This window comes from Liquorilactobacillus capillatus DSM 19910 (assembly GCF_001434915.1).
GTDB lineage: Bacteria > Bacillota > Bacilli > Lactobacillales > Lactobacillaceae > Liquorilactobacillus > Liquorilactobacillus capillatus.
Map to the genome: position 1 here is coordinate 105,808 of NZ_AZEF01000016.1, position 12,570 is coordinate 118,377.

Genomic DNA, 12,570 nt, shown 5'->3' on the forward strand with positions numbered 1-12,570 from the left:
TATTTAAAAACTTCGAAGGAGTGTTAATTATGGAAAATGCTGAGGCACAGAAAAATCTTACCGTTAAAGACTATGCATACCGGATTACCGCCGCAATTGCTAATGCTATTTTAGTGACATTAGGAATTGGGCTCCTACTACAAACATTTGCGTCCTTTGTCCACTGGAATGCACTTTCCCAAGTCGGCTTGATTGCAAATAGTCTTCTTGCCCCAGCACTAGGAGTTGCAGTTGCTTCTCAGCTAGGGACCAACTCCCTTGTTATGTTCAGTGCAATGATTTCGTCAACCATCGGTGCCAATGCCGTTCACTTTACGACTGGTGCTGTTAATGGTACTACAGCTACCGGTGCTAACCTGATGCAAGCTGCTGGTTCAATCACACTTTCAACTGGACAACCGATCAGCGCTGTTTTAGCTGGCTTAATTGCAGCTTTAGTTGGTAAATATTTAACTGGCAAAACACCGCTAGATATGATGCTTGTTCCGCTTGCAGCAACCTTTATTGGGGGCGTTGCCGGTTTAGGTCTGGCAGCTGTTACGACTCCACTCTTACTAGGAGTCAGTGCTTATATTGCAGAAACAATGCAGGTCAACCCATTAATTGGTTCAATCTGTGTCTCTGTTGTCTGGGCATTATTCTTAATGACACCCGCTTCTTCTGCAGCATTAGCGATCGCCTTGACACTTGATCCTATTTCTTCTGCTGCAGCCTTGATCGGAACGACCTCGCAGTTCGTTGCTTTCACTGTTATGTCTTTCCGACAAAATAATCTAGGCGCAAACATTGCACAGGGAATTATTACCCCTAAGGTCCAATTCCCCAACCTGCTGCTTAATCCGTATCTGTTACTGCCTTCTATGCTCTCTGCAATTGTCTGTGCACCAATTGCGACAATTTTCTTCGGGTTCCGATCAACCTATAAACTAGCTGGTTTGGGGCTTAACTCATTCATTGCACCATTAGCTTACGCAGCACAGGGATGGGGAGACCTTGCAGTCTATCTGTTCACAGGAGTTGTTTTACCTGCTGCTATCTCACTTGTCGCTTATAGTATGATGAAAAAGGCTGGTTTTATCCGAAATAATCAGTTGCACTTAGAAATCGTATAATAATTGATATACAAGTTATTAACTTAAGAGAGGAATTTACTTTTATGGGAAGAAAATACGCAATTGTCGGTGTTGGTCATGTAGGTGCAACCATTGCTTTTGCCCTTGTTACCAAAGGTGACGCAGATCAATTAGTTTTAATTGATAAAAACGAGAAAAAAGCTCGTGCTGAACAGCTTGATTTACAAGATGCAACAGCACGTCTTGAAACACGTCCTAAAATTAAGATTCAGGATTATGCTGAACTAGCTGATACAGATATTTTATTTATTACTGCTGGAAACATTCATGCACTTGACAACGCCAGCGGTAATCGTTGGGCAGAATTTGAATATACACGTGAAATTGTTAAAGATATCGCCCCTAAAATCAAGAAAAGCGGTTTTCATGGTATTCTAATCGATACAATGAACCCTTGTGATGCAATTTCACAATATCTTCAAAAAGAGATTGGTCTGCCAGGCTCCCAAGTTCTTGGAACAGGGACTTTCCTTGATACTGCACGGATGCAACGTGTTGTCGCAGAACAGTTTAATGTTGATCCCAAAAACGTTGCTGGTTTTGTCTACGGCGAGCACGGTGAATCGCAATTTGTCGCTTGGTCAACGGTGAAAGTTAATGGTCTTGACGTTTTACCACTTGCACAAGCTCATAATCTTGATCTCACTGAGCTTGAATCGCAAGCAAGATCCGGTGGCTGGGCAATCCACTCTGGTAAAGGCTATACAAGCTACGCTATCGCGACATGTGCAGTAAAATTAAGCCGCGCCGTTTTGGATGATGCTCACCTTATGTGCCCATGCTCTTCTTACAATAAAAAATACGACTCTTATGTCGGACAACCAGGAATTATTGGTAAGAATGGTGTGGAAGAGTTAATTGATATTCCATTATCTAATACCGAAGAAACTAAGTTGGCTAACTCTGCTGCAACTATTCGTGAAAAATTTGCAACGATGTAATTCTAAAACAGATGCTGGTTTAATCATATACGTTCTAAAAAAACATCTGAAAAGGGTTCGGGACGAAAGTCTCGAACTCTTTTTTTGTGTTTTGTGGTTTCGAATATCCAGTACTTAAACATGTACCAAAAAGACGGGAAATTGATGCTTACCGTAAATCAGATAATCCGTTCACGGGATTATCTCTGCCTTGTACTTGCACTATTAATGTTCTCCAACTAAACACCTTTTAGCCACTCTCTTTTTCTTAATATGGTTACTGTACTCCTAAAAAAACTATATTATTCTAGTCATGAATTAAATTCAAACATGAACCCGACATGAATTATCAACTGCTTTCGCAACCATTCTACCTTCATGAATCCCCCAGATAACAAGACTTGGTCCACGACGGGCATCCCCTGCTACATAAACTTGTTCCTGGTCCGTTGTATAGTCATCATCGATCTGTGTAATATCAAAGGAATCCAAAACATGTTGTTGTGCTCCTGTAAAGCCCATCGCTAACAAAACAAGATCAACTGGCTTTGCTTGCTTTGTCCCAGCAATCGGTTTAAACAAACGAACCTTACTTGTAGTCATGCTAGTTACAGCACCTTTTTCTCCTGCAAAATCGACTGCTGTCATTTCATACGACGTTACGACCTTACCAAAAAGCGTTTGAGCTTCCTTTTGTCCATAACCCAATTTAGAAACTAGCGGCCATTGCGGCCAAGGATTACTTGCCAAACGTTTTTGCGGTGCTTGGCGGGTAATCTCAAGCTGTTGAACATCTGCCGCTCCTTGCCGCACAGCTGTTGCAATACAATCATTTCCTGTATCACCACCGCCGATAACAACTACTCGCTTACCGGCTAAAGTCGTCGTGGCCTTGGTGCCGTTTTTGATAAGCTGTTTTGTTGCCAAAGTCAGATAATCAACTGCCTGCATTATTCCCTTCAACTGTCGTCCTGGAACATCAAGTTCACGCGGAGCACGTGCCCCAATAGTTAAAATAATTCGCTGAAACTCTTTTTTCAGCGCAGCCGCTGATACTGTTACACCAACTTCTGTATTTACTTTAAACTTGATTCCCAGCTCTTCCATCAGTTTGATACGGCGGCGGACAATTTCTTTGGGTAGCTTCATATTGGGAATTCCATACATCACTAGACCGCCAGGATAATCGTCTCTTTCAAAAACGGTTACTTCATACCCCTGTTTATTTAGTTCCCAGGCTGCTGTCAAACCAGCTGGTCCACTGCCGACGATCGCTATTTTAATACCATTTCTTCGTAAGGGCTTACCGCTATCTTTAACCCAGCCAAACTCAAATGCTCGTTCAATAATAAACTTTTCATTGTCTTTAATTGTAACTCCTTGACCATGTAAAGCTTCATTACATGCCACTTCACATGGTGCTGGGCAAACACGGCCTGTGAATTCAGGCAGCGGGTTTGTTTTAGTCAGACGCTCAAAAGCACGTTTATCTTCACTGCGATAAAGCAAATCGTTCCATTCAGGGATCAAATTATCATTAGGGCAACCACTAACAGCACGACCACCATCATAAAAGAAACCCGCATGGCAATGAGGAACCCCACAATTCATGCAGCGGGCTGCTTGTTCACGTCTTTCTTTCGCGTCTAGAGCCCCATTCATTTCTTCAAAGTCTTTGATTCTATCTTGAACTGGCCTGCTAGGATTATTGATACGTGTGTATTTCATAAAACCGAATGGATCTGCCATCTAGTTTCCTCCTCTCTTATTTCATTACCGTTGGTTGTGAGCCTGCAACAGCGTCAAAGGCCTTTTGCTCTAACTGTTCTGGCGCCACGCCCTCACCAGCAAAACGAGCCATAATTTCATTAATATGTCTGTATTCCTTGGGATAAACTTTAACAAAATTAGTTTGTTCTCTATCCCAGTGTTTCAAAATATACTTAGCTTTCTCTGAACCAGTATATTTAAAATGCTGCCGCAGTAACTTCAAAACGATATCGTCATCGGCTTTTTCATTCAACTTAAACAACTCGATCATTTCTAAATTACATTTTTGCTTAAAATTACCTGCAGTATCATATACATAAGCTAGACCACCTGACATCCCGGCGCCAAAATTACGACCGACTGAGCCTAAAATTACTGCAATTCCATCTGTCATATATTCACAACCGTGGTCACCAATACCCTCAGCTACCACTTGAGCCCCCGAGTTACGTACACAGAAACGTTCACCTGCACGGCCATTAAAATATGCTTCTCCACCTGTTGCCCCAAAACAAGCAACATTCCCGACGATGGGAGCATTACTATACAATTCTTGAGCAGTAGCAGGTGCTTTAACAATAAGCCGTCCACCACTTAGACCCTTACCAACATAGTCATTTGCTTCCCCGATCAATTCAAGCGCGAGACCTTGTGTAATGAAAGCTCCAAAACTTTGACCTGCTACACCCGTATAATTATATTTCAAAAGTCCAGCTGGCAATGTTGTGTCCCCAAAACGCTGCGCCAACCAGCCGCCCATCCTCGCACCAACAGCACGCATTCTGTTATTAACCTTACCTTTGATAACGACTTCTTGCTTATTAGCAATCATCGTTTCGGCAAAAGCATTCAAATCCGGCCATTGGTATTTTGGTAAGAACGGATTGGTTGATTTACGTTTGATCCCTAGTGGTGTACTTAAAATCCTCGAGAAATCTAATGATTTAGCTTTGCCCTTGGCAATAAACCGTGGTCGCAGATTCTCTGTATGACCGACTAGTTCATCAATCGTCCGATAACCTAACGCCGCCATTTCTTCACGTAAATCTTCGGCAATAAATTTCATCCCATTTTCGACATGTGCCGGCTTCCCAGTAAAGAACTGACGTAAACCTGGGTTCTGGGTTGCTATTCCCGTTGGACAAGTATTTTTACTGCAAACACGCATCATAATACAGCCAATCGACACAAGTACCAGCGAAGCAAAACTATACTCCTCAGCTCCCAGCATCGTTGCAATTAACACATCTCTACCCGTCATCAACTTACCATCTGTTTCTAACGTTGTTCTTTGGCGCAAATTATTTAACGCCAACGTCTGGTGTGCCTCTGCTAATCCCATTTCCCAAGGCAGCCCTGCATCACGAACTGAATTACGTGGCGCAGCTCCAGTACCGCCATCGTAACCGCTAATAACAACTTTATCTGCCCCAGATTTAACTACTCCAGCTGCAATCGTCCCTACTCCGGTGCTCGAAACCAGTTTAACCGTGATCTTGGCAAAGGGATTAACTTGCTTTAAGTCATAGATCAGCTGCTTCAAGTCTTCAATCGAGTAGATATCATGGTGCGGCGGCGGTGAGATCAAACGCACTCCTGGTACGGATCCGCGAATCTCAGCGACCCATGGGAAATTCTTAGAACCTGGTAATTGCCCACCTTCACCTGGTTTAGCCCCCTGAGCAACCTTAATCTGAATTTCTTCTGCACTCATCAGATATTCAGCGTTAACGCCAAAACGCCCTGAGGCAACCTGTTTAATCTTACTATTCAGATTACGACCATCCTTTTGTTTTTTGAAACGCAGTCGGTTTTCGCCACCCTCACCGCTATTGCTTTTAGCCCCTAAGTTATTCATTGCTTCTGCAATACATTCATGAGCTTCTTGTGATAACGACCCAAAGCTCATTGCACCCGCTTTAAAACGTTTAACGATTTGACTAACAGGCTCAACTTCACTTAAAGAAATACTCTCTTTGTTCTTCTCAAGCTCCCATAATGAGCGCAAGGTTGTTGGCGCCGTTACTTCTTCAGCGTGTATTTCTTTAACATATTCCTTATAGACTTCGTAATCTCCCGTACGCACTGCATGTTGAAACTTATACATCGTCAACGGATTGTACAGATGATGCTCACCTTCATGTCTGAATTTGAAACTGCCACCAGATGGAAGATCCTCAATCGCCTTAGGACCAAATGCTCGTTTATAACGAGCAAGATATTCCGCTTCAATCTGCTTTAGCGACAAACCGCCAATTCGACTTTCAGTTCCCGTAAAGTACTCATTAACTACTGCTTGTGAAAGACCAACCGCTTCAAATAATTGTGCGCCTTGATAACCAACGATCGTCGAGATTCCCATTCGGCTCATGATCTTAACAATTCCCTTTTCAGCAGCCTTACGATAATTCTCTAATTTATCACCAAGTTTATTGGCTAACAGGGTCGCATAGACCCCATAAGGATGAATTGCGGATGCACCGTAACCTAGCAAGGTTGCATAATGATGGATTTCGCATGCCTCACCAGTATCGACAATTATCGAAGCCAATTCACGCTTCCCTTTACGGACGAGATAGTTATTCAACCCGGAAACGGCTAATAAAACAGGAATGATCAGCTGCTCTTGTGTTGCGCCTCTATCAGTTAAAATAACTAAACTAGCCCCATTGTCAATTTCACTCTCTGCATCTTTAAACATATCATCGAGCGCTTGTTCTAAACGATTTGAACGCTGCGCTTTATCGTAACATAGCGAAACTACTGCAGTTTTAAAACCATTTTTACCGTTAAGGTGCCTTAACCGTTCGTATGAAACTGAATCTAAAATAGGTGATACAAGCTTAATTTTTTTAGCATTTAGTGGGCAGTCACTAGTAATATCCCCATCAGACCCCAAAAACATTTCCGTCCCAATTACCAATTGTTCACGAATTGCATCGATCGGTGGATTAGTAACTTGCGCAAATTGCTGTTTAAAGTAAGTAAATAAAGACTGGGGTTTCTTACTTAAAACAGCCAGCGGGGAATCATAACCCATTGAAATAACGGGCTCTTCCCCATTCTGTGCCATCGGAATAATTGCATCACGGATAATGTCTTCAGTGTACCCATGACGACGCCACAAGGTCTGTAAAGCTTTAGCTGACAGGTTTTCATCGACATCAGCTGTTGGTAGATCAGTCAGCGTTAACTGGCCCTCATCCAACCACTTACTGTAGGGATGCTGTCTTGCATAGTGTGCCTTAATCTCAGCTGTCCGATAAAACTTCTTTTTAGAAGTATCAACTAAAATCATGTCAGCTGGTCCGAGAATTCCCTTTTCAATAATATCAGCTGGTTCTACATCATAGACCCCTGATTCTGAAGCGACGATCAAGAAGTTACCTTTAATAAGGTTATAGCGCGCAGGTCGCAAACCATTCCGATCTAACATCGCCCCTACTTGAACTCCATCAGTAAAGCAGAGTGCTGCTGGCCCGTCCCACGGAGCAATAAAACTTGCGTTATACTCGTCAAAAGCCGCCTGTTCAGCTGATAAATGTGCTGCTTTACCCCAAGCTTCAGGAACCATCATTAATAAGGCCTGCGGAATATCACGTCCATTACGGTAAAGATATTCTAGACAGTTTTCTAATTTTGCAGAATCTGAATCGTTTTTGTTATAGATTTCGATGTTATGACTAACCATCCAATTTTCTGCACGTTTCAACGTGTTGATCTCACCATTATGTGCAATAAACCTAAAAGGCTGCGCTCGTTCCCAACTCGGAAAGGTATTGGTCGAAAAACGCGAATGGATCAAGGCGATCGCCGTTTGCATTTGAGGATGATGCAAATCAGGATAAAATTCACCGACTTGATATGCGTGCAGCATTCCTTTGTAACAAATCGTTTGGCTAGAGAAACTAACCACTGCAAACTCTGCTGCAGAGAATGTCTTCTCCAAGTGCCGACGTAAATGATATAATGCATCTTCAAATGCTCTTCCAGAATTAACATCAGCCGGTTTTTCCACAAGTACTTGGACAAACCCTGGCATTGCTTTTTGCGCCGTTGGACCACAATTCTCATAAACATACGGTACATCCCGCGTCCCGATCACATGAAATCCATACTGTGATATTTCTCCAGTTACAGCCATAAGCATCGTTTCTTTTTCATGTTTTTCTTGTGGTAAAAAGAACATTCCCACCGCATATGCACCTAAAGCTGGTAATTTCAATGCTTTGGCTTCAGCGTAAGTTCTAAAAAAAGCATCCGGCATTGATAATAGGATTCCTGCACCATCACCAGTATCAGGTTCTGCCCCAGTTCCACCACGATGATTCATTCGCTTTAACATAACTAATGCACGTTCAACTAATTCATGACTAGTCTTGCCATCAATTTGTGTAATAAATCCCATTCCACAAGCGTCATGTTCAAAGGTTGGGGTATACATTGTTTTCTCTTCTTCAATCATTTCCATTCCCACCTTACTCTAATGAGTTGGTTCACTAAATAACAAGCTTACTTTTCACAAAAAAATTATTTCATTCTAATTATCTCTAATGTTCTTCTAATTTTAATAAGGTTTGCTGCAAAAAACAAGTATATTATGATAATTTTTCGTAAATAAAGAAAAAAGGTCTTTAAAAGTTTATTATTGTACGTAAAAAAAAGAGCCCTCTTCTAAGCCCTTTTTGAACCGCCACCTAGAAGTTAGACCCAAAATCTAATTCTAGGGTTCAATTTATTTGTCTCCTTTTTAAGGATTCAAACTATTATTCTCCATGTTTTTTCCCTCTAATAACATGATCAGCATGTTCCAACACCTCATTTATAACATCCAGAATATGTGGATCATCCAGACTGTAATAGTTTGACTTACCTTCTTTTTCTGAACTGACTAACTGATGCTTTTTTAATATCGCCAACTGATGAGATACAACCGATTGCTCCAAGCTTAAAATTTCAACAATTTGATTTACATTAAGCCGCCTATCCTCCAAAATTTTTAGCATTTGCAGGCGATTAGGATTACTTAGTAATTTAAAGATCCGCTTTGATTCGGTTAGATGCTGCTCATCGATCAGTTCAATTTTTCTGCGCTTCATTTTCTTCTCCTTAAACTAGCTCTAAGTCAAAACACTCTGTTTTTTTTATTCTTTAGTAACCAGTATACCGCCGTTCCGTACTTTTAGAAATCAAGATTAGCTTACAAAACCGTCAGAATCTGTGTGATTAATCCACTATCCCAAAATACATATAGTCCGACTAAGATATAGCAGCCCTTCATTAGTTTTTCACCATGAGTTGTCATTATTTTAGCAACTATCGGAATAGTTCCTATTAAGTTAATCAAGCAAACAATTACTACTGTTAATAACCCCAGAAAAAGGACTGTAATTACAAAACTTGTTAGCGTTTCACCAGCTAATATCGGTAAAAATAACGACAAATTGCAACCTGCACAAACCGCTAGATAAGTCAGTAGGACATTTAAAATCTGGGAATGATGGACTGCCGTTATCTTTTCATCATCATCATTATGAAATGCCATATAAAGTGGCAATATACCAAGAATTCCCAAGATCCACTCAGGAAAAAAGACAGCCAAAGCTTTTCCCACTAAATAACTTGCTGTCAATAGAACAATATTTCCCATAAGATATCCTAGTATCACCTTAGATAAAGTATATTTTTTGAGCAGAAAAAGCAGTATAAAGAAAAAATCTATATTAACTCCTAGAAAAGTTACAACTAAGATCCAATAATTCATAAAAATCCTCCTAATTAAATGTTTTTTTACACATATGTTATATACAACATATATATAATACAACTTATTAAACTCAATACAAGTTAAAACTAAGCGAATTTTTTATCCCTTGGCTAAGGCTAATTTTTCAAGTAAACAAAAAAATAGGATATCAAGAATCAACTTCGATTCTGATATCCCACCTTATTGCAAGGCTTTATACTGCAGCCCTTAGAAACTGGTGTTGACCTAAAATTTAAAACTGAATACTAATCTTGTTTAAACCTGACTCTATCTAAAACTAACTTATACTTCACCAAAACTACAGTTAACCCCAAAATCGTCAAATCTTAAAAAACAATCGGTCTATTTACCCACAATACACCAGTTTCTTTAGGAGCAAAACACCTACTTAATACTTAAAAATCTTTTTTGATTTAAACCTTCTGTAACAATAGGAGTTATGCTCCTTACACTTATTATTATACACAAGCGCTTACAAATTTCAAATAAAAAGCTTACATAACATCTAGATCAATCATCTGTTTCTTTAGCCAACACTTTACCTGTCTGGGCGTTGACTTTAACTTCAACGTGTTGATTTCCCTTACCATCTTTAACCTTCACTTCCCAATACGTGGTATCCATATCTTTATCTAAAGACCATTCAACAGCTCTCCCTGATCCCGCCTCTTTTTCAGCCACTGTAGCTGCTTTTTTAACTGAAATCAAGTTATCCAAGTTTAATTTATCTTCATTACGCTTCGTACCATTCTTTTCATCATTATCAAGCTGTTCCTGTTTCTTTTCGCTAATATCCTTATTAAGTGCATCAACTTTGAGTGAGTACTCTTTATCGTTATCTACACCTTCGATTTCATAATAATACTTCCCTAAAGTTGTATCTAATTCAATTGATGTGATATCAGTGTTTGGATATGCATCCCGATAACTCGCAATCGCTTCTTTAACAGAAACTTTTACTTTATTATCAAAAACACTTTTTTGTTCCACCTTCGAGTCCCCCTTCATACTGGTTGTTTTTGAACTACTAGCTGACGAATCATTATTCTGATTACTTGAAGAGCAACCCGCCAGTAAACCCATGAGACTAGCACCTACAATAAGAGTGATTAATTTTTTCACGAAAAGCCTCCTTCCTGTATAAATAACCTAGCAAACAGGTTAATTCCGCTTCACAAGTTAAGCTTAACGTAGCTGTATTGATAGTGTCTAACAATATGCATTTAAATAATAACGTCTTCATATATAGTATAATGGAAGAAAAACAGGAGATGGTTAGAATTGCAAACATTATTAGTACCAGGTGATACTGTTGCGCTTGTTGGGAGCTCTGATCCTATCACAACCTCTGATAGACTTATTATTGGTTCTTTACTTAGAATTCTTACTTCTTGGGGATTAAATATTACGGTAAGCCCCCTACTTTACGAAGACAAACTTAATAATTTTATCCAGAAAGCTGACATTATTAATCAGTATTTTACTGACAAAAAAATCAAGGCTCTTTTTGATGTTAGCGGTGGTAATATGTCAAATAGCCTGATTCCTTACCTTGATTACAATGCTATTGCGCAAAACCCTAAATTATTCTGTGGTTATAGTGACTTAACTGCTGTCTTAAACGCTATACAAGTACGTTCTAAAATTCAAGTAAGTCTTTTTCAGTTAAAGACGATTATCTGGGACAAATCTGGGAAACAAAAAGAGCTACTTTATAATTCATTATTCGGAAAGAACAATGACCTCTACCATTTCAGTTACTCCTTTAGCCAAGCTGATTCAATGATAGGTCCACTTGTTGGTGGTAATATCCGTTGTTTTTTAAAACTAGCCGGTACTAAATATTTTCCTACCCTAAAGGATAAAATCCTTTTCTTAGAGAGTCATAGCGGTGATCGTCGGCTGTTATTTTCCCAATTTCACCACTTAGCACAATTACCTGATTTCACCTCATTGAATGGAATTATCTTAGGAACCTTTACAGCATATGAGCAGGCCCGATCAGCCATGAGTATAGCTGATCTCTTATTAAACTCCCTACCACAATTTGATTTACCCTTAGCCAAAACTCAGCAGATCGGTCATGCCGCGACTTCACGAGCTCTGAAGCTTGGTTCAACTATCACATTAAGACGTTAAAACTCCGTCTTTTCCTGACTACCTTAATCTTAAAGTACCTTATACTACTTGTCTGTTACACAAATATCATAAGGTACTTTAATTTTTTGTAATTTCAATATTTCCCAGGAAATGATTATCCCTTGATATTATTTTTTTCTAATTTAAGCAAGCTTTGTTTACGTTCCACACCACCTGCATACCCACCTAAATCACCGTTCGTTTTAATGACACGGTGACATGGAATAACAAGTGCAATTTTATTTGCTCCCGTTGCATTACCAACCGCTCTGACTAACTTTACATTGCCAAGTTTACGAGCTATTTTTTGATATGACCATGTTTGCCCCGCTGGAATCTCTTCAAGGAGTGACCATACTTGTTCTTGAAATGGTGTTCCATCTTTAAAAAGCGGTAGTGAAAAACAGTCTCTTTTTCCCAGAAAATATTCCTGTAGTTGTTTTTGTAGCTGATTATTAATAGCGTTATCTCCTACTGTAACCTTGGTAGCCCGTTTTTGAAGAACCTTAGCGATTTCTTTGCTAAGATTTTTTTTATCAATAAATTCTAATAAATACAAATATTTTTCGTCTGTTAAACTAACCATCTTTCCCATCGGCGTTGAAATTAGTTTAAGTTTGAAACTTTTACAAGCTCTTTGGTCTGTACTCGTAGATAGCTCTGTTTTAAGTTCAGCGGCTATTTGTGCTAACCACTTTTTGTCTTGTGTCATTTATTAGCTCCTTAAAAGTTATTGCCTTCATACAGTCAAGATATGAAAGTTTCCTCACAAAAAAGTGATGAAGTACGATTTTCTCAAATCTGCCTTCACCACCTCAAATCACTTTTTCTACAAAATATA

The 12,570-nt window shown here is 39.6% G+C and carries 9 protein-coding genes; 3 read left to right on the forward strand and 6 right to left on the reverse strand.

The features are described from left to right. The first annotated feature begins 29 nt into the window (after window positions 1-29). Together FC81_RS04185 and FC81_RS04190 are read left to right on the forward strand one after the other, a co-directional pair. Window positions 30-1,112 carry a PTS sugar transporter subunit IIC gene (locus FC81_RS04185; RefSeq protein ID WP_057743280.1) on the forward strand — a complete coding sequence of 361 codons (1,083 nt, stop codon included), beginning with the start codon at window positions 30-32 and terminating at the stop codon, window positions 1,110-1,112. A 44-nt stretch (window positions 1,113-1,156) separates the two neighbouring features. Further along, window positions 1,157-2,074 carry an L-lactate dehydrogenase gene (locus FC81_RS04190; protein WP_057743283.1) on the forward strand — a complete coding sequence of 306 codons (918 nt, stop codon included), beginning with the start codon at window positions 1,157-1,159 and terminating at the stop codon, window positions 2,072-2,074. 303 nt (window positions 2,075-2,377) lie between these two features. Here FC81_RS04190 and FC81_RS04195 read toward each other — a convergent pair whose 3' ends face one another. The 5 genes from FC81_RS04195 to FC81_RS04215 all read right to left on the reverse strand — a co-directional run bounded on the left by FC81_RS04195 (window position 2,378) and on the right by FC81_RS04215 (window position 10,712). Next, window positions 2,378-3,802 carry a glutamate synthase subunit beta gene (locus FC81_RS04195; protein ID WP_057743285.1) on the reverse strand — a complete coding sequence of 475 codons (1,425 nt, stop codon included), beginning with the start codon at window positions 3,800-3,802 and terminating at the stop codon, window positions 2,378-2,380. A gap of 16 nt (window positions 3,803-3,818) precedes the next feature. Continuing rightward, window positions 3,819-8,288 (reverse strand): glutamate synthase large subunit, encoded by a 4,470-nt coding sequence (gene gltB / locus FC81_RS04200; RefSeq protein ID WP_057743287.1) that lies wholly within the window; start codon window positions 8,286-8,288, stop codon window positions 3,819-3,821. Window positions 8,289-8,589: 301 nt separating this feature from the next. Further along, entirely contained in the window at window positions 8,590-8,922 is a 333-nt protein-coding gene (locus tag FC81_RS04205) for an ArsR/SmtB family transcription factor (RefSeq protein WP_057743289.1), read from the reverse strand. A gap of 101 nt (window positions 8,923-9,023) precedes the next feature. Further along, window positions 9,024-9,587: a cadmium resistance transporter gene (locus FC81_RS04210; RefSeq protein WP_057743292.1), complete on the reverse strand. Its 564-nt coding sequence runs from the start codon at window positions 9,585-9,587 to the stop codon at window positions 9,024-9,026. A 513-nt stretch (window positions 9,588-10,100) separates the two neighbouring features. Further along, entirely contained in the window at window positions 10,101-10,712 is a 612-nt protein-coding gene (locus FC81_RS04215) for a PepSY domain-containing protein (RefSeq protein WP_057743294.1), read from the reverse strand. Between the two features lie 159 nt (window positions 10,713-10,871). On the opposite strand from FC81_RS04215, the gene FC81_RS04220 reads away from it, so the two are divergent. Further along, window positions 10,872-11,729: a S66 peptidase family protein gene (locus FC81_RS04220; protein WP_057743297.1), complete on the forward strand. Its 858-nt coding sequence runs from the start codon at window positions 10,872-10,874 to the stop codon at window positions 11,727-11,729. Between the two features lie 115 nt (window positions 11,730-11,844). Here FC81_RS04220 and FC81_RS04225 read toward each other — a convergent pair whose 3' ends face one another. Continuing rightward, the gene (locus FC81_RS04225; protein WP_057743300.1) at window positions 11,845-12,441 is read right to left on the reverse strand and encodes a methylated-DNA--[protein]-cysteine S-methyltransferase; all 597 of its coding nucleotides are present in this window, start codon (window positions 12,439-12,441) and stop codon (window positions 11,845-11,847) included. Between the last annotated feature and the right edge of the window lie 129 nt (window positions 12,442-12,570).

Coding starts and splice junctions, on each gene's coding strand:
- FC81_RS04195 (WP_057743285.1), bottom strand. CDS start 3,802: ATGGCAGATCCATTCGGTTTTATGAAATACACACGTATCAATAATCCT.
- FC81_RS04185 (WP_057743280.1), top strand. CDS start 30: ATGGAAAATGCTGAGGCACAGAAAAATCTTACCGTTAAAGACTATGCA.
- FC81_RS04190 (WP_057743283.1), top strand. CDS start 1,157: ATGGGAAGAAAATACGCAATTGTCGGTGTTGGTCATGTAGGTGCAACC.
- FC81_RS04205 (WP_057743289.1), bottom strand. CDS start 8,922: ATGAAGCGCAGAAAAATTGAACTGATCGATGAGCAGCATCTAACCGAA.
- FC81_RS04225 (WP_057743300.1), bottom strand. CDS start 12,441: ATGACACAAGACAAAAAGTGGTTAGCACAAATAGCCGCTGAACTTAAA.
- FC81_RS04210 (WP_057743292.1), bottom strand. CDS start 9,587: ATGAATTATTGGATCTTAGTTGTAACTTTTCTAGGAGTTAATATAGAT.
- gltB (WP_057743287.1), bottom strand. CDS start 8,288: ATGATTGAAGAAGAGAAAACAATGTATACCCCAACCTTTGAACATGAC.